Source organism: Curtobacterium sp. ODYSSEY 48 V2, from assembly GCF_023712625.1.
Taxonomy (GTDB): domain Bacteria; phylum Actinomycetota; class Actinomycetes; order Actinomycetales; family Microbacteriaceae; genus Curtobacterium.
The window spans coordinates 315,815-333,164 of sequence record NZ_JAMAXX010000003.1; the positions used below are offsets into that span (position 1 = coordinate 315,815).

Sequence of the window (17,350 nt, forward strand, 5' to 3'; positions counted from 1 at the left end):
CGAACGTCGCCCCGTCGCCCGACCCGGCCCACCGGCCTGGCCGCTGTCGGCGGGGTGGCCTATGATCAGGACCCACCACACGGACCCGCAGAGCGCGGTGCCGACGACCGGAAGGACTCCGTGACCGCCTCCTCACGCGCACTGGAACTCGTGCAGATCGCCGCCCAGGCGGCCGACGCGAAGCAGGCCGAAGACCTCGTCGCCCTCGACGTGACCGGGCCGCTGCAGCTCACCGACGTGTTCCTGCTCGCGACCGGCCGGAACGAGCGCAACGTGCTCGCCATCGCGGACGAGGTCGAGGACCGTCTGATCGCTGCCGGCGCCAAGCCGCTCCGACGCGAGGGCCGGACCGAAGGCCGCTGGGTCCTCATCGACTTCGGCGACATCGTCGTGCACGTCTTCCACGAGGAAGACCGTCAGTACTACTCGCTCGAGCGCCTCTGGTCGGACTGCCCGACGATCCCGCTCGAGCTGCCCGTCGACCACACGGCGTAGACGCGACGCGCCCGGGTGGCGGAGACGATTTCGTCACCCGGCGTTCGCGTGGTGTACGCTTTCATGGTGCCGCCGGGAACGGGGGCACGGAGCAACACGATCTGGGTCTGTGGCGCAGCTGGTAGCGCACCTGCATGGCATGCAGGGGGTCAGGGGTTCGAGTCCCCTCAGATCCACCGAAGAACACGACGAAGCCCCGCCGGACCCCGGCGGGGCTTCGTCGTTCCGGGCCGCCGCACCCCAGTACGCTGTTGCGCATGAGCAACGACGCCCCCGTGGCCGGTCCCCAGCCGACCGGTCCCCACCTGGCCGGATCCCCGCTGTCCGGGTCCGCCCTGACGATCACCGCTGGCGGGTACACCGCCGAGATCGCCTCGGTCGGGGCGTCGCTCCGGACACTCCGCGCCGACGGACGCGACCTGGTCGTCCCGTTCGCCGCCGACGAGGTCCGTCCGGCCTTCCGCGGCGCCGTCCTGGCCCCGTGGCCGAACCGGGTCGTCGACGGCCGGTACACCTTCGGCGGACAGGACCACGAGCTCGCCCTGACCGAACCGAAGCGGCACCACGCGCTGCACGGCCTCGTCGCCTGGACCGACTTCCGCATCGTGGTCCACGAGCCCGACCGTGCCGTGCTCGCCACGACCGTCCCCGCGCAGGAGGGGTACCCGTACCGCGTCGAGGTGCTCGTCGAGTACCGCGTCGACGCCGACGGACTGCACACGACCGTCACCGGGACGAACACCGGTGGGGACGCGGCGCCGTGGGGGACCGGGCCGCACCCGTACCTCGTCGCCGGCGCCGGTCGCGTCGACGACTGGACCCTCACCCTGCCCGCCGCCGAGGTGCTCGAGGTCACCGAGGACCGTCTCGTGCCGACCGGCACCGCCCCCGTGCACGACGAGTTCGACCTGCGCACCGCGACCGCGATCGGCGACCGTTTCATCGACCACGCGTTCACCGGGTTCGACCGGAACGGCGACGGGCTGGCGACGATCGTGCTCACCGCGGCGGACGGCCACGGGGTCCGGGTGTCCTTCGGGCCGGAGTGCGGCTGGGCGCAGGTGCACACCGCTGACCACGTCGTGCCGGAGTACCACCGCGTCGGCCTCGCGGTCGAACCGATGACCTGCGCGCCGGACGCCTTCAACGCTGGCGAGGAGTCCGGGCTCGTCGTGCTCGCACCCGGTGCCGCACACGCCGCTTCGTGGACGATCGCCGCGGTCTGACCCGAGCGCGGGTCCTCGCGCGTCGCCTCGACGTCGCCCCGGACCTCGGTGCGCTGGCGGCTGCCACCGGCTCCGACGTCGTCTGGCTCGACTCCGGGCTGCCCGAGGGTGCGCCGGAGGCCGCTCGTGGACGCGCCCGGTGGTCGGTCCTCGCCCACACGGACGGGCCGTTCGCGACGCGGTTCCGGCACGAGGACCGACACGCGGTGCTCGAGGTCCCGTCCGCTGCGCAGCGGTGGTTCGGGCCGTCCCGCACCGAGGCGCGTGCCGCCTTCACCGTGCTCGACGACCTGCTGACCCGGACCCCGGCGCTCGAGGCCCCCGTGCCGGGCTGCGGGTTCGCGCTCGGCTGGGTCGGGTTCCTCGGGTACGAGCTCGGTCGCGAGTCCGGCGGCCCCGACCGCGCCGCGGCGCACGCGGACGCCGACCTGCGCTTCGTGGACCGCGCGCTCGTCGTGCACGCCGACGGTCGTGCCTGGGCGCTCGCCCTGGTGACCGACGACGAACCGACGGCCAGCGCGGCGAACCGGGCGTGGCTCGCGGGGCCGCACACGGGGCGGCCGTCCGTCGACGCGACGGACGGCACCACGGGCCTCCAGGCCGGTGCGGACGGGCGCGTGTCCCGCGACGCGTACGAGGCAGCGGTCGAGGCGTGCCGCGCCGAGATCCGTGAGGGGAACGCGTTCCAGGTGTGCCTCACGACCGCCTTCGCGGTCGGTGCATCCGGACGGGAGGCCCTGCCCGCGCCCGCCACGGACCCGCACCTGGTCGAGTACCTGCGACTGCGGCGGGCGGACCCCGTCCCGTTCGGTGCCTACCTGCGACTCGGCACGCTGCGGGTCGCGAGCCGCTCGCCGGAGCGGTTCCTGCGGGTCGGTGCCGACGGCACGGTCGTCGCCGAGCCGATCAAGGGCACGCGGCCGCGTGACCCGGACCCGCGACGTGACGCCACGGCGCGCGCGGCGCTCGCGGCGAGCCCGAAGGACCGCGCCGAGAACGTCATGATCGTCGACCTGCTGCGGAACGACCTGCTCCGCTCGGCGGTGCCCGGGTCGGTGCACGTCGAGCGGCTCTGCGACGTCGAGACCTACGCGACCGTGCACCAGCTCGTGTCGACGGTGTCCGCCGTGCTGCCGGCCGGGGCGTCCCGTGCAGCGCTCGTGCGCGCTGCGTTCCCGCCGGGATCGATGACCGGGGCGCCGAAGATCAGCGCGATGGCGATCGCGGACCGGCTCGAGGGGGCACCGCGGGGCGTGTACTCGGGGGTCGTGGGCTACTTCTCCGCGGACGGTGCGGTCGACCTGTCGGTGGCCATCCGCACACTGGTGACGGTGCTGGACGACCGGGGAGCGGAACGCGTCCGGACGTTCGGGGCCGGAGGCGCGGTGACGTGGTCGTCGGTCGCGTCGGACGAGGCGGACGAGGTCGAGACGAAGACCCGGTCGGTGTTCGGAGCACTGGGGGTCTCGGCCCGCTGGTGAGCGGGGTGCCCGGGCGTGGGTCGGGACCGCGTCCCGGCACCGGTCGGGCGTGTCGAACGGGTGTTCGAAGTGGTTGTCCACCGGATGTCGGACCCGGTTGACATCATCGAACACATGTTCGAATATGAGGGCATGCAGACGGCGGCGGCACTCCTGTCGCCCGGGCCCGAGGGGGCGACCGGGCCCGACGGTCCCGCTCGCCCCGGGGGCCGCTCCGGGGCGTCCCGACCGACCCGGCGCGTCGACCACCTGGGGGACGCCCGGGCAGCGCTCGAACGCATCACGTCGCTGCGCTCCCGAGTGTCCGAGATGGAAGCACCCCGCGTCGACGTCCAGGGGCTCCCCACCGCCGACGCCCTGCGGTCGCTGCTGCCCGGTGGCGCGATCCGGGTCGGTGGCTCCTACGCCGTGCAGGAGTCCGTGCTGCTCGCGATGACCATGCTGCAGGCGGCCTCGGCCGAGGGGGCCTGGTGCGCCGTGGTCGGTGTGCCGTCCTTCGGGGTCGAGGCGGCGGCGGCGATGGGCATCGACCTCGAACGACTCGTGCTCGTGCCCGATCCGGGCGACCAGTGGCTCACGGTGACTGCAGCCCTCGCCGACGTGGCGCAGATCGTCCTGACGCGACCGCTCGGCCGGGTCGTGCCCGGCGACGTCTCGCGGCTGTCCGCGCGGCTGCGGCAGCGCGGTGGAGCGCTCGTCGCCCTCGGTACCTGGCCGGGCGCCGACGTCACGCTGCGGGTGAGCGGCTCGGTGTGGACCGGCATCGGCGACGGCCACGGGTACCTGGCGGAGCGGCGTGCCACGGTGACGGCGTCCGGCCGCGCGGGAGCAGGTCGACCCGTCAGCGCCGACCTGCTGCTCCCGGCGGCGGACGGTGCGGTGCGACCCGCCGCGCCCCTGGTCGCCCGGGCCGGTGGGACGGACACGGGCGCTCCGGGCGGCGTCGGCAGCGCGGCCGTCGACGGCGCAGGGGAGTCGCGGGTGCTCCGCCCGGTCGCGGTGGCGTCGTGAGCCCGCGGGGACGGGCCCGTGCCGCCTCGCCGCGCGGCACGACCAGGGGGACCGCCGGCGCCGGGGTGCCGGGGCCGGGGGCCGTGCGTGCCGATGCCCTGGCCCGTGGCGGCGCCCTGCCGGAACCACCGCCTGCGCGCACGATCGTGCTCTGGTGCCCGGACTGGCCGGTGATCGCCGCCGCCCGGGCCGCGGGGTCGCCGCCCGAGCACCCGTTCGCCCTGGTGGCGAAGGGGGTGGTGTTCGCCAGCTCGGCCAGTGCCCGGCAGCAGGGGGTGGTGCGGGGCCTCCGCGTGCGCGAGGCCCAGGCGCGCTGCCCGGAACTCGTGGTCGAGCCCTACGACGACGCACTCGACCACCGCGCGTTCGAACCCGTCATCCGTGCGATCGAGGAAGCGGTCCCCGGGGTCGAGGTCCTGCGACCGGGGACGATCGCCCTGCGCTCCCGGGGGCCTGCGCGCTACTACGGCGGCGAGCGGGCGGCCGCGGCGACGCTGGCCGGGATCGCCGCCGACCACGGTGCGCCCGGTGTGCGTGCCGGGGTGGCGGACACCCCGTTCGCGGCGGAACAGGCAGCGCGGTCGCGTCCCGTGCGCCCGGGGGAGCGGGTGCGCATCGTGCCGGTCGGCGGTTCGGCCCCGTTCCTGGCGGACCTGCCGCTCGGCGTGCTCGGCGACCCGGACCTGGCGATGGTGCTCGGGCGGCTCGGCATCGCCACGCTCGGCGACTTCGCCGCGCTCGGCGACGAGCAGGTGCGCGACCGGTTCGGTGTCGCCGGGGCGTTCCTGCACCGGCTGGCGGGCGGTCGCGACCCGCGCGAGGTCGCAGCGCGGGCGGTCCCGCCGGAGCTCCGGGTCGAGGCGTCCTTCGAGCCACCGCTCGACCGTGCCGACCAGGTGGCGTTCGCCTTCCGCCGTTCGGCCGACGACTTCGCCGCACGGCTGCGCGCGGCCGGACTCGTCGCGACCACGATCCGGGTGGGCATCGTCGACGAGCGCGACCTCCTGCTCGAACGGACCTGGGTGCACCCGCGCTGGTTCGACGCCGCCGACGTCGTCGACCGCGTGCGCTGGCAGCTCGCCGGCGGTGTGGACCCCTCCGGGCTCGAGGCGCCCGTGGTCCAGGTGGTGCTCGAGCCGGTCGCGGTCGACGACGCGTCGAACCACGAGCGTGGGCTCTGGGGGACCGGACCCGACGAGCGGGTGCACCACGCCCTCGCCCGGGTGCAGGGGCTCGTCGGGCACGAAGGCGTGGTCACCCCGCGGATCGGCGGGGGCCGCACGCTGGCCGAGCGCGTCGTGCTCGTGCCCTGGGGCGACGCCCCGGTCGGCGGCGAGCGGGCGTTGGCGACCGTCCGCGACCGGCCGTGGCCCGGCAGGCTCCCGGGGCCGCCACCCGCGACCGTGCTCGAGCGACCCCGTCCGGTGGATGTCGTCGCTGCGGGGGGTGACACCGTCGACGTCGACGACCGCGGCGCACTGACCGCGGTGCCGGAGCGGTTCCGGGCCGAGGGCGAGCGGGGCGGCCGGTTCGCGTCCGTGACCGCGTGGGCGGGGCCGTGGCCGCTCGTCGTGCGCTGGTGGGAGGCCGGCGGGCGGCGACTGCACCGGCTGCAGGTCGTCGACGACGACGGCCGGGCCTGGTACCTGGTGCTCGCCGACCACCGGTGGTGGGCCGAGGCGGTCGCGACGTGAAGGAGACCTGATGGGCTACAGCAACCCACCGATCCCGTGGTCGCAGTTCGAACGCGCCCTGTCGGACAAGCGGCCGGACAGTACGCACGCCGGCGACGGCGGGGACAGCCCGGCCTGGTCGCGGAAGCGGTCCCGGTACGTCCCGCCGACACCCGCCGCCGACGACGACGCCCCGGTCGTGCCGTACGCCGAGCTGCACGCGCACTCGACCTTCAGCTTCCTCGACGGCGCCAGCGGTCCGGAGCACCTGGTGGAGGAGGCCGCACGCCTGCACCTGCACGGCCTGGCGCTGACGGACCACGACGGGTTCTACGGCGCTGCCCGGATGGCCGAGGTGGCCGAGGCGTACCCGACCGTGACGACCGTGTACGGCACCGAGCTGTCCCTCGGGCTGACCGAACCGCAGAACGGCGTCCCCGACCCGGAGGGCACACACCTGCTGCTGCTCGCCGACGGGCAGGACGGCTACCACCGGCTCGCCGCGGCCGTCACGCGGGCAAACCTGGCAGCCGGGGCCGAGAAGGGGCGGCCGCAGTACGACCTCGACGAGCTCGCGGCGCAGGCCGACGGACACTGGCGGGTCCTCACGGGCTGCCGGAAGGGCACCGTCCGCCAGGCCCTCGAGCGCGGGGGCGAGTCGGCGGCGGACGAGGCCCTGCGTGCGCTGCTCGACCGGTTCGGCACGGCCGGGGTGGTCGTCGAGCTGACCGACCACGGGGAACCGCTCGACACCGCCAGGAACGACGTCCTCGCGACGCTCGCGGCACGGCACGGACTCCCCGTCGTGGCGACCGGGAACGTGCACTACGCGACCCCCGACCGCTTCCCCGTGGCGACCGCGCTGGCGGCCGTGCGGGCACGGCGGAGCCTCGACGAGATCGACGGCTGGTTGCCGGCGGCCCCGACCGCCCACCTGCGGTCCGGTGCCGAGATGGCCGCGCGCTTCGCGCGCTGGCCGGGCGCCGTCGAGACGAGCGTCGCCCTGGCCGACGAACTCGGGTTCCGGCTCCGGACCGCCAAGCCCGGGCTGCCCGACGTCGAGGTCCCCGAGGGGCACACGACGATGTCGTGGCTGCGCGAGCTCACCTGGCAGGGCGCCCGTCGGTTCTACCCGGGCAGCGCCGACGGTGTCGACCCGCAGAAGCGGGAACGCATCGAGCGGGAGCTGTCCGTCATCGCGGACAAGGACTTCCCGGGGTACTTCCTGATCGTGCGGGACATGGTGCAGTACGCCCGGCAGCGGGGCATCCTGTGCCAGGGGCGCGGCTCGGCGGCGAACTCGGCCGTCTGCTACCTGCTCGAGATCACCGCGGTCGACTCCATCCGGTACGGACTGCCGTTCGAGCGGTTCCTGTCGGCGATGCGCGACGAGGAGCCCGACATCGACGTCGACTTCGACTCGGACCGGCGCGAGGAGGTGATCCAGTACGTCTACGAGAAGTACGGACGGTTCAACGCGGCGCAGGTCGCGAACGTCATCACCTACCGGCCGAAGGGCGCCGTGCGGGACATGGCGAAGGCGCTCGGGCACAGCCCCGGGCAGCAGGACGCGTGGTCGAAGCAGGTCGAGCGGTGGGGGTCGGTCACCGAGAGCCAGGACCACGACATCCCGGACACCGTGGTCGACATGGCCCAGCAGGTGCTCGGGTTCCCACGGCACCTCGGCATCCACTCCGGGGGCATGGTGCTCACCGACCGGCCGGTCGGCGAGGTCGTGCCCATCGAGCACGCCCGCATGGACGGCCGGACCGTGCTGCAGTGGGACAAGGACGACTGCGCCTTCATGGGGCTCGTGAAGTTCGACATGCTCGGGCTCGGGATGCTCGCGGCGCTGCAGTACTCGTTCGACCTGGCCGACGAACACTGCGGGGAGCGCTGGGACATGCACTCGATCCCGAAGGAGGAGCAGGGCGTCTACGACCAGCTCTGCCGCGCGGACACGATCGGGGTGTTCCAGGTGGAGTCCCGCGCACAGATGGGCACCCTCCCGCGGCTGCTGCCCCGGCGGTTCTACGACCTGGTGATCGAGGTCGCGCTCGTGCGTCCCGGTCCGATCCAGGGCGGTGCCGTGCACCCGTACATCCGGCGCCGGACGGGCGAGGAACCGATCACGTACATCCACCCGTCGCTCGAACCCGTGCTCGAGCGGACGCTCGGGGTCCCGCTCTTCCAGGAGCAGCTCATGCAGATGGCCATCGCCGTCGGCGGGTGCTCCGGGGACGACGCCGACCTGCTCCGCCGGGCGATGGGCTCGAAGCGTGGCCTCGAGAAGATCGAGCGGCTGCGCGAGAAGCTCTACGCGGGGATGGCGGCGAACGACATCCACGGCGAGGACGCCGACACGATCTACGCCAAGATCCAGGCGTTCGCGAACTTCGGGTTCGCGGAGAGCCACTCGATCAGCTTCGCGCTCATCGTCTACGCCAGCGCCTGGATGCGGCTGCACTACCCGGGGGCGTTCCTGGCGGCGTTGCTCCGGGCACAGCCGATGGGGTTCTACTCACCGCAGACCCTGGTCGCCGACGCCCGGCGGCACGGGGTGCGGGTGCTGCGGCCGGACATCCTGCGCTCGGCGGTCGACGCGACGCTGGAGCCCCTGCCCGACGCCGAGAGCGGTGCGACCGGGGCCGACGCCTGCCTGGCCGGGGAGCAGCCGCCCGTGCTGCCGTTCGACGGCTCGCTGCCCGACGACACCGCGGAGCACCGACGCGACGGGGCCTTCGCCGTCCGCCTGGGCCTGGCCGAGGTCGCCTCGCTCGGCCGGCGGAGCGCCGAGGCGATCGTCGCGGAGCGGGCGGCGCACGGGCCCTTCACGGACATGTCCGACCTGGCCCGTCGTGTCCGGCTGACGACCGCGCAGCTCGAGGCCCTGGCCGCAGCGGACGCCTTCGCCGGGCTCGGGATCGACCGGCGCAGCGGCATGTGGTCGGCGGCGCAGGCGGCTGCGGAACGACCCGACCAGCTGCCCGACACCCAGGTCACCGTGCAGCCGCCGCTGTTCGGGCAGATGACGAGCGGGGACGTCCTGATCGCGGACATGTGGTCGACGGGCATGTCGACCGACGACCACCCGGTGCACCACGTCCGCCCGCGACTGCGCGCCCGCGGGGTGCTCAGCGTGCAGGACACCGCGACGGCGGAGACCGGACGACGGGTCGAGGTGGGCGGCATCGTGACGCACCGGCAACGCCCGGCGACGGCGTCGGGCATCACGTTCCTGAACGTCGAGGACGAGACCGGGCTGGTGAACGTCATCTGCAGCGTCGGCGTGTGGGGACGGTACCGGCGGGTGGCACGGGAGTCGCCGGCCGTGGTGGTGCGGGGGATCCTCGAGCGGTCGCCGGACGGCGTGGTGAACCTGGTGGCGGACCGGATCGAGCACCTGCCGCTGGCGGTGCGGACCCGGTCGCGGGACTTCCAGTGACCGTCAGGACGCGGTCTGCTCGCGCACCACGGGGATGCGCACGGTGACCTCGAGACCACCGGACCGGACGTTGCGGAGGGCAGCCGTTCCTCCCGACCGTTCCGCGATCGCGCGCACGATCGCGAGCCCGAGGCCCGAGCCGCCCGGCACCGGCACCCCGCCCGTCGCCGGGTCCGGGTCGCGGCGCGACGTCCGAGCCTCGTCCGGCCGGGTGAACCGGTCGAACGCGACGGGGATGAACGACTCCGGGACACCGGGTCCGTCGTCGGTCACCTGCAGGACACCCTCGTCGCCCTCGACCCGCCACGACACGAAGACGCCACCACCACGGGGGAGTGCGGCGACCGCGTTGCTCGCCGTGTTGGTGACGAGCTGCGCCATGCCACCGGTGTCGAGGCGGAAGCGTGGTTCCGCCGCTCCGACCGGGTCCGGGGTCCGTTCGAGGTCGAAGTCCACCGTGATGTCCTTCGCCGAGGCGATGAGGCGCACCCGGTCGACGGCGGCCATGACCTCGTCGCCCAGGTCGCTCCAGGCGGTGGTCGGCTGCGCGCCGTCCTGCTCGCGTTCCTCCGCGTCCTCGATGCGCGACAGCGTGAGCAGGTCGTTCGCGAGCCGCGAGAGCCGGGCGACGCTCCGCTTGGCGCGGTCGATGTGCGCCGCGAGCGCCGCAGCGTCGTCGCCGTCGAGCGACGCCAGGTCGAGCTGGGTGGTGAGGATCGCGAGGGGCGTGCGCAGCTCGTGGCTGGCGTCGGAGACCATCTGTCGCTCGCGTTCGGTCACCTGGCGGGTGCGTGCGAGGAAGGCGTTCAGCGTGGTGGCGAGCGAGGCCAGTTCGTCCTGCGCCGGACCGACCGGCAGCTCGGCGCGCTCGGGGGCGACGGAGAGCCGTTCGGCCTCGCGGCGCATCCGGTTCACCGGGCGGAGCGCCGCGGTGGCGAGCGCCCACGACGCGATGCCGAAGGCGATGAGGATCGCGAGGCCGGTGAGCGACAGCGTGGTGGTGAGGTCGTCGACCACGATCGCCTCGGCCTGCGAGTTGCGTGCGGCGACGACGGTCCAGCGTCCGGCGGCGTTGACCGGGTGCTCGATGACGACGCGGTACTCGGACCCGGAGACGGTGATGAGCGACGTGCCCGACTCGGTCGACGTCAGGCTGCCGAGCGCCCGCTCGACCCGGGGCGGCATGGTCGACAGCCGGATCTGGCCCGAGGGTGCCACGACGGCGACGAGCTGGGCGTTGCCCGGTGCGGACAGGTCCGGGTCGCTGTCGACCTCGAGCGTCGCCACGTACGGGTCGACGTCGGCGTCGAGCAGGGTGCGGGTGGCGCTGGCGACGACGCTGACGACCTGGAAGCGCATGACGAGCACGAGCAGCAGGATCACGACCGCCGCGATCGCCGTCGAGCCGATCGTGATGCGGGCGCGGAGCGAGAGCACCCGGAGCGGCCGGGGCAGGCCGCGTCCGCCGCGGACCGTCCCGGTCGTGGGTGCCGACCCGGTCACGCCCCGAGCAGGTCGAGCCGGTAGCCGCGGCCCCGGACCGTCGCGATGGCGACCGTCGCCTCGTGCGAGGTCAGCTTCTTGCGGAGGTACGAGATGTACTGCTCGACGACGTTCGGGTCCACGTGCTGCGAGCCGTCCCAGACCTCCTCGAGGATCTTCGGGCGGTCGACGACGGTCCCGACCGACCGGGCGAGCAGCCGGAGCAGGGCGAACTCGGTCGGGCTGACGGCGACGCGCTGCCCCTTGATCGACACCCGTCGGGCCTCGGAGTCGATGGCGACGTCGCCGACCTCGATGACCCGCTGCCCGGCAGCCGACTCGCGGCGACCGAGCGCGCGGAGGCGGGCGGTCAGCTCGGCGAACGCGAAGGGCTTCGTGAGGTAGTCGTCCGCACCCGCGTCGAGTCCGAAGACCCGGTCGTCGACGGCGTCACGTGCGGTGACGAGCAGGATGCGCACGGGGTCCTCCCGCTCGCGGATCCGGCGGGCGAGCTCGAAGCCGGACATGCCCGGCATCATGACGTCGACGACCGCGAGGTCGAAGGCCTGCTCGCCGAGGGCGATGAGCGCCTCGACACCGTTCTCGACCGCCGTGACGCGGTACCCCTCTGCCGCGAGCCCACGCTCCATGAGCGCGCGCATCTCGTCGTCGTCCTCGACCACCAACAGGCGCATGATCGACCTCCTCGGCCCCCATCGTGGCAGGGAACGGCGGTCCGTGGGCGGTTCCGGGTGGGAAGAGGCTGAATCTCGTCACAGTGACCCCGCCACGCCACCCGGACGAGGGTAGAACGGTCCGTCCCGCAGAGGGGGGTATCGGCCTCGCGAGCAGCGCGTTGCTAGGCTCCGCAGCGGACACGGCGTACCCGACGCAGTGTCCCGAGGGGGCACCATGCAGGATCAGGAGAACCGTCCGTACCGTCCGGACGACAGCGTCCACCCGGCCATCGTCCGGTTGCACGCGGAGCTCGAGGCGGCACGGCACGGCATCGACGTGCTCGGCGAGCTGGAGGACGCCCGCCGCGAGCGGGTCGTCGCGGAGCTGCTGAGCGCGGTGCCGGACGTCGCGAGCCGTGCGGCGTACGAGGCCGGCGCCGATCGCGCGGTCGCGACCATCCAGGGCTTCGAGGGGGTCCGCTCCGACGAGCACGAGTCGGGGACGGCGCTGTGGGACCGACTCGTCCTCACGGCCGTCGAGGCAGCGGCCGCGGTGGAGCCGACCGAGGTCGAACGGACTGCCGTCGAGTCGACTGCCGTCGAACCGGCCGCCGCGTCCGAGCCGGCAGCAGTGGGCGGGGGATCGCCCACGCTCGCTCCCGCCGCGGACGCCGCACACCCGGCGGCGTCCGGTCACGCCGCACACCGCGCCACGGCCTGACGCCGCGCGCCGCGCGGGCCTCAGTCGTCCTCGCCGAGCAGCTCCTCCCGCACCCGTCGGATGTCCTCGAGCAGGGCGCCGATGAGCACCCAGTGCCGCGAGTTCGGCCGGACGACCTCCAGCGGCGCCGTCAGCGCGGGCTCCGCGGCCGTCGTGTCGTCGGCGGCGGTGCCCGTGAAGCCGTCGCGCTCCGCGTGGTGCAGCCGAGTCGCCTCGACCCGTGCGCTCAGTGCTCGGACGTCCGCCCCGATGCGGGCGACCTCGGTCGCGATGCTCCCCACCACCGGGTCCGACCGGAGGTCCGGCGCCGTGTTGTCGCGGATCGCCCGGGTCATCCCGGTGACCCGGGTGACCAGGACGCGCAGGTGCTCCGCGACCGTCGTGTCCCGCTGCAGGATCATTCGGTGTCGGCCACCACGGGGGTTCATCGTCAGCGACTCGCCCGCCGCGGTGAGCGAGGCCTCGGCGCGGGCGTGCTGCTGCCGGAGGGCCCGCGCCTGGCGCAGGGCCTCGTCCCACCGCTCGGCGTCCCAGCCCTCGGTGAGGCCGATCGCGATCCGCTCGAACGCGGCGGCGGTGTCCCGGGCCAGTCGGGCGACCGCGAGGTGCGCCGGTTCGAGGAGCACGGGCGGCACGATCACGGCGTTCACCGCGAGTGCGACGACGGCGCCGACGACGGTCTCGAGGACCCGGTCGGCCGAGTAGTTCGGCGTGACGACCCCCGCGGTGAGCACGAGCATGCCGCTGATGCCCACCTGGGTCGCCGACGTCGGGGTCAGACGGAGTGCCCAGCTCAGCAGGATCGCCAGCACGATGACGACGAGCACGACCCAGACGCCGTCACCGAAGACCAGGTGGAAGGCGGTCGCCAGCACGACGCCGAGCACCACGCCGGCGCTGCGCTCGAGGCCCTTCACGAACGACTGGTTGATGCTCGGCTGCACGACGAGCAGCGCGGCGATCGCGGCGAAGGTCGGGAACGGCCCGTCGATGAGCGCACGGCAGAGCAGGACCGCCGCGACCACCGCGACCGCGGTCTTCACGACCTGCAGGAACGGTGTGCGGCTGGAACTGCGGAGGCGCGCGACCGGGTTCACGACGACCACGGTAGCCACCAGCCGCACGCCGAGCCGTGCACGATGGCGACGAAACCGCCGCGGCACGGTTGACTGGTCCCGTGTGGCCCAACCACGAGCGCATCATCCCGCAGGCCTTCGCCGGCTCCGGGACCTCCGTGGTCGCCGCGCGCGCCCACTCGGTCGAGCCGTCGGGCAACGGCTACCTGTACGGCTACGAGGTCGACACCGTCGACCGGGCCGGTCAGCGCGCCACCGTCCTGACCTACGTCGACACGGGTGGCGCCCACGACCAGAACAGCGCCGTCGTCACCGACCCCGCCACGGGCGAGCCGGTCTCGGTCTGGGCCTACCCGAACGACCCGGGCCTCCCGGTGCTGCCGCAGGTGACGTACCGCGACGCCGTCGCCGAGCTCCTCGCCGGCCTCGGCCTGCCGGTCACCGACCCGACGCTGTCGGTCGCCGCCTACCGCCCGGGGAAGCGCGCGGTCGTGCGCGTCGACGCCCCGGAGCGCGTGCTGTTCCTGAAGATCGTCCGCCCGCACCGCGTCGCGCCGATCGTCGAGACCCACGAGCAGTTCGTCGCCGCCGGGCTGCCGGTCCCGCGGGTGCTGTCGAGCCGGGGCGACGGCCTGCTCGTGCTCGAGCGCATCCGCGGGGTGCCCGCGGGCAGCCGCATCACCGAGATCGCCGACGACCCGCGGTTCGTCGCCTCCCTCGCCGCCCTGACCGGCCGGATCGCGACGGTGCCGATGACGCAGCAGGCCCGCGCGGACGCGATGGACCACGCCGACTGGCACCGGCGCACGCTCGTCGCCGCCCTGCCGCAGGACGCGGCCGAGATCGACGAGCTCTACGACGGCATCGGGCGGCGGTCCATCGGTTGGGGGGCCGCCCCCAAGCAGGTGGTGCACGGCGACCTGCACCTCGAGCAGGTCTTCGTCGACGAGGACGAGCCGTGGCGCATCTCCGGCCTGCTCGACATCGACACGGCGGGCTGGGGGTTCCCGGTCCGCGACGTGGGTGCGGTCGTCGCGCACCTGGTCGTCACCGGCCTGTGGCACCGGTCCCGTGGGGACGCCGAGCGCGGGGCAGCGGCGGAGCGGCTCGCCGACGCGGTCGCCCGCGACTGGGTCGCCCGGAACCCGGCCGAGGCCGACCGCATCGGTCCGGCGATCGGCGCGCAGCTCCTCGCGCACGCCGGTGGGCAGGCGACGACCGGGTCCGAGAACGGCATCCGGACGGCGCAGCAGCTGCTTGCGGCGACGCGTGCGGCGCTCGCCGAGGCGGCGCCGGCGGTGCCGTCGGCCGGCACCCTCCGTCCGCGGTCGGCACCGCAGGTCTGACCCGGCCGTCGGACGGTCGCCGGCCGCGCGGTGGTGGTGGGCAGTGCCTCCCGGCCGTCGTGGCGTCCCGTCCACCGCGCGGTCGGACGGGAGGCGCGACGCGCGCGGGTCCCGTCGAGTCGCCTCCGTCGGGGGTGCGGGAGTAAACTGAGCCCAGCACGCACCGTGTCGTCGCGTGCCGCGTCGTTTCCGGACGTGGCAGTCGGTCACTTGACCGACGTGGGGACCGGATCCGTGGGCGTCCGACGGGCACCACGTGCGTGCGACGGCGCCGGGTCCCGGCGCGGATCGTCGTGTCGAGCACCCGAGGGGTGCCGGCCGCACGGACCGCGGGAGTCCACCGGACGTCCCACGGCGGGACCGGCGCACGAGCGGGCCAGGGTGGCCCGCGGACCGGGGTCGTGCCAGACGCCGGTCGAGGACTTCCCGCCACGACGGCGGCTCGCCCGTGGAGAACGGGCGGAACAGGAGGAGCGTTGGCTCGATCAGGCACCCGGCGAGCAGCCGGCGGGACGCGGACCGCGTCGCGCCGTACCCGCCCGCTGGACAACGACGGCGTCATCCCGGTGCTCGCCCGCGCGGTGCGCGAGGTGGAGGCGGCGGCGCAGCGCGGACCGCTGAAGGCGTCCAACCGGTCGAAGTTCCAGGCGGTCGCGCTGCTGATGCGCGAGGAGCGCGCACGGGTCAAGGCCGACCCGGAGCTCACCGACGCGCAGCGCGCCGAGCAGCTCAAGCGTCTCGACGGTGTCGCCACGATCCTGGCGAAGACCGCCGCGCGGGACACCAGCGTGATCCAGCTGCTGACCGAGGAGGCCTCGGTCAGCGAGGCGACCCGCACGGTCAAGCGCGACATGATGATCGCCGGCGGCATGGAACTGCAGCCCGAGGACCTCGTCATCGCGGCCGAGCCGTCCCCGGTGGTCGACGCCCCGGTGCGCTCGGTCGTGCCGCAGGCGGTCGTGCAGCGCCAGCTGGCCAACCCCTTCCTCGCGCCCGACTTCGCCCTCGCCGACCAGCCCGTCGCCCACCCGCGTCGCCTGGCGAACTGGGAGCTGTTCGGACCGCTGTTCAAGTCGTTCGAGTACGGCGCCGGCGGTGGCGCGGCGTCGATGCCGCTGCCGGAGCCGACCTCGCTGCACTCGCGGTCCGGCACCACGCTGATGAAGCACCAGGCGGAGCTCGTCGCCGCCGCGGCGCAGGGACACCGCACGTTCCTGCTCGCGGACGAGCCCGGCCTCGGCAAGACCGCGCAGTCGCTGCTCGCCGCCGACGCCGCGAACGCCTTCCCGCTGCTCGTGGTCGTGCCCAACGTCGTGAAGACCAACTGGGCACGCGAGGCCGAGCGCTGGGTGCCGAACCGCACCGCCACCGTCATCCACGGCGACGGGGACGACCTGGACGGCTTCGCCGACATCGTCATCGTGAACTACGAGATCCTCGACCGGCACGCCGGCTGGCTCGGGGCCTTCGGCTTCAAGGGCATGGTCGTCGACGAAGCCCACTTCATCAAGAACAAGGAGTCGCAGCGCTCCCGGTTCGTGCTGCAGCTCGCCGAGCAGATCCGTGCGCGGGTGTCGTCGCCGCTGTTCCTGGCGCTGACCGGTACCCCGCTGATCAACTCGGTCGAGGACTTCCGCACCATCTGGGAGTTCCTCGGCTGGATCGACGACAAGAAGCCCCGCGCGACGCTCATGAACGAGCTCGAGGACATCGGGCTCACCCCGGCCGACCCCGGCTTCTTCGTCGAGGCCCGCAAGGCCGTCATCGACCAGGGCATCGTCCGCCGCCGCAAGGTCGACGTCGCCGCCGACATCCCCGCGCGACGGATCGCCGACATCCCGGTCGAGCTCGACGGCGACGAGGGCCGCTCCATCCGCGACGCCGAGCGCGAGCTCACCGCGAAGCTGGTCCGTCGGTACCACCAGGCGCTCGACGCCCGCACGGGGCAGGACCCGGTCGTCGGCATCGACCACAAGCTCGTCCGCCAGGTCGCGCGGTGGGAGCTCGAGGACCAGGACGCCTCGTCGACCGGCGAGAACGTGTTCTCGATGGTGCGGCGGATCGGTCGTGCCAAGGCGCAGCTGGCGGCGGACTACGCGGCGCAGCTCGCCTCGAACGTCGGCAAGGTGGTCTTCTTCGCCAAGCACCTCGACGTGATGGACCAGGCCGAGGAGGTCTTCGCCCGTCGGCACCTCAAGACCGCCACCGTCCGCGGTGACCAGACGCCCGCACAGCGCACGGCCGAGATCGACGCGTTCGTGAACGACCCCGACGTCGCCGTCATCGTGTGCTCGCTCACCGCCGCCGGCGTCGGCCTGAACCTGCAGGTGTCGTCGAACGTCGTGCTCGCCGAGCTGTCGTGGACCTCGGCGGAGCAGACGCAGGCGATCGACCGCGTGCACCGCATCGGGCAGGAAGAGCCCGTCACCGCGTGGCGGATCATCGCGGCGCAGACGATCGACACCAAGATCGCCGAGCTCATCGACTCGAAGGCGTCCCTGGCCGCCCGCGCGCTCGACGGGTCGGACGAGGAGATCGCCGATTCGGGCGACATCCAGCTCGACGCGATGGTGGCGCTGCTGACGGAGGCGCTCGGGGGCTGAGCGCCGGGTGCGCTCGGTCGCTCGTGGAGGCGGCGCGGCGGCCGCCGCCCGGTGCCGGCTCCGGCGCCCGGTGCCGGCGCCGGGTCCGGTCGCGTTGCGGCACGACGTGCTCCC

Annotated in this window: 12 protein-coding genes and 1 tRNA gene; 10 read left to right on the top strand and 3 right to left on the bottom strand. The window is 74.0% G+C overall.

Translation table 11 applies throughout. The features are described from left to right. Positions 1 to 120 precede the first annotated feature (120 nt). From rsfS to M3666_RS06535, 7 genes are all read left to right on the top strand, one after another. Positions 121 to 495 (top strand): ribosome silencing factor, encoded by a 375-nt coding sequence (gene rsfS, locus M3666_RS06505; RefSeq protein ID WP_066653181.1) that lies wholly within the window; start codon positions 121 to 123, stop codon positions 493 to 495. A gap of 103 nt (positions 496 to 598) precedes the next feature. After that, a tRNA-Ala gene (locus M3666_RS06510) sits at positions 599 to 671 on the top strand. Between the two features lie 81 nt (positions 672 to 752). Next, positions 753 to 1,721, top strand: a complete 969-nt coding sequence (locus tag M3666_RS06515; RefSeq protein ID WP_251154798.1) for an aldose 1-epimerase family protein — start codon at positions 753 to 755, stop codon at positions 1,719 to 1,721. Then, positions 1,700 to 3,202, top strand: a complete 1,503-nt coding sequence (locus M3666_RS06520) for an anthranilate synthase component I family protein (protein WP_066653186.1) — start codon at positions 1,700 to 1,702, stop codon at positions 3,200 to 3,202. The genes M3666_RS06515 and M3666_RS06520 overlap by 22 nt, the downstream gene beginning before the upstream one ends. Before the next feature lie 114 nt (positions 3,203 to 3,316). Further along, entirely contained in the window at positions 3,317 to 4,213 is an 897-nt protein-coding gene (locus tag M3666_RS06525) for a hypothetical protein (protein ID WP_251154799.1), read from the top strand. An 83-nt stretch (positions 4,214 to 4,296) separates the two neighbouring features. Next, positions 4,297 to 5,907: a DNA polymerase Y family protein gene (locus M3666_RS06530; RefSeq protein ID WP_251154858.1), complete on the top strand. Its 1,611-nt coding sequence runs from the start codon at positions 4,297 to 4,299 to the stop codon at positions 5,905 to 5,907. Between the two features lie 10 nt (positions 5,908 to 5,917). Further along, entirely contained in the window at positions 5,918 to 9,331 is a 3,414-nt protein-coding gene (locus M3666_RS06535) for an error-prone DNA polymerase (protein ID WP_251154800.1), read from the top strand. A gap of 3 nt (positions 9,332 to 9,334) precedes the next feature. Here M3666_RS06535 and M3666_RS06540 read toward each other — a convergent pair whose 3' ends face one another. Then, complete coding sequence (locus M3666_RS06540; protein ID WP_066653193.1) at positions 9,335 to 10,834, bottom strand: cell wall metabolism sensor histidine kinase WalK; 1,500 nt, start codon at positions 10,832 to 10,834, stop codon at positions 9,335 to 9,337. Beyond that, the gene (locus M3666_RS06545; protein WP_066653196.1) at positions 10,831 to 11,508 is read right to left on the bottom strand and encodes a response regulator transcription factor; all 678 of its coding nucleotides are present in this window, start codon (positions 11,506 to 11,508) and stop codon (positions 10,831 to 10,833) included. The genes M3666_RS06540 and M3666_RS06545 overlap by 4 nt, the downstream gene beginning before the upstream one ends. A 217-nt stretch (positions 11,509 to 11,725) precedes the next feature. Here M3666_RS06545 and M3666_RS06550 point away from each other — a divergent pair, with 217 nt between their 5' ends. After that, entirely contained in the window at positions 11,726 to 12,211 is a 486-nt protein-coding gene (locus tag M3666_RS06550; RefSeq protein ID WP_066653198.1) for a hypothetical protein, read from the top strand. 20 nt (positions 12,212 to 12,231) lie between these two features. On the opposite strand, the gene M3666_RS06555 is transcribed toward M3666_RS06550, so the two are convergent. After that, positions 12,232 to 13,308: an aromatic acid exporter family protein gene (locus M3666_RS06555; RefSeq protein WP_251154801.1), complete on the bottom strand. Its 1,077-nt coding sequence runs from the start codon at positions 13,306 to 13,308 to the stop codon at positions 12,232 to 12,234. A gap of 80 nt (positions 13,309 to 13,388) precedes the next feature. Between M3666_RS06555 and M3666_RS06560 the strand changes: the two genes are divergently transcribed. Continuing rightward, the gene (locus M3666_RS06560; protein WP_209683419.1) at positions 13,389 to 14,633 is read left to right on the top strand and encodes a phosphotransferase enzyme family protein; all 1,245 of its coding nucleotides are present in this window, start codon (positions 13,389 to 13,391) and stop codon (positions 14,631 to 14,633) included. 476 nt (positions 14,634 to 15,109) lie between these two features. Beyond that, positions 15,110 to 17,236, top strand: coding sequence for a DEAD/DEAH box helicase (locus M3666_RS06565; RefSeq protein ID WP_066653205.1), 2,127 nt, complete (start codon positions 15,110 to 15,112; stop codon positions 17,234 to 17,236). Positions 17,237 to 17,350: the final 114 nt, after the last annotated feature.

Excerpts from the sequence above, each read along its gene's own strand:
- M3666_RS06515 (WP_251154798.1), top strand. The coding sequence starts at position 753 with ATGAGCAACGACGCCCCCGTGGCCGGTCCCCAGCCGACCGGTCCCCAC.
- M3666_RS06525 (WP_251154799.1), top strand. The coding sequence starts at position 3,317 with ATGTTCGAATATGAGGGCATGCAGACGGCGGCGGCACTCCTGTCGCCC.
- M3666_RS06550 (WP_066653198.1), top strand. The coding sequence starts at position 11,726 with ATGCAGGATCAGGAGAACCGTCCGTACCGTCCGGACGACAGCGTCCAC.
- M3666_RS06535 (WP_251154800.1), top strand. The coding sequence starts at position 5,918 with ATGGGCTACAGCAACCCACCGATCCCGTGGTCGCAGTTCGAACGCGCC.
- M3666_RS06545 (WP_066653196.1), bottom strand. The coding sequence starts at position 11,508 with ATGCGCCTGTTGGTGGTCGAGGACGACGACGAGATGCGCGCGCTCATG.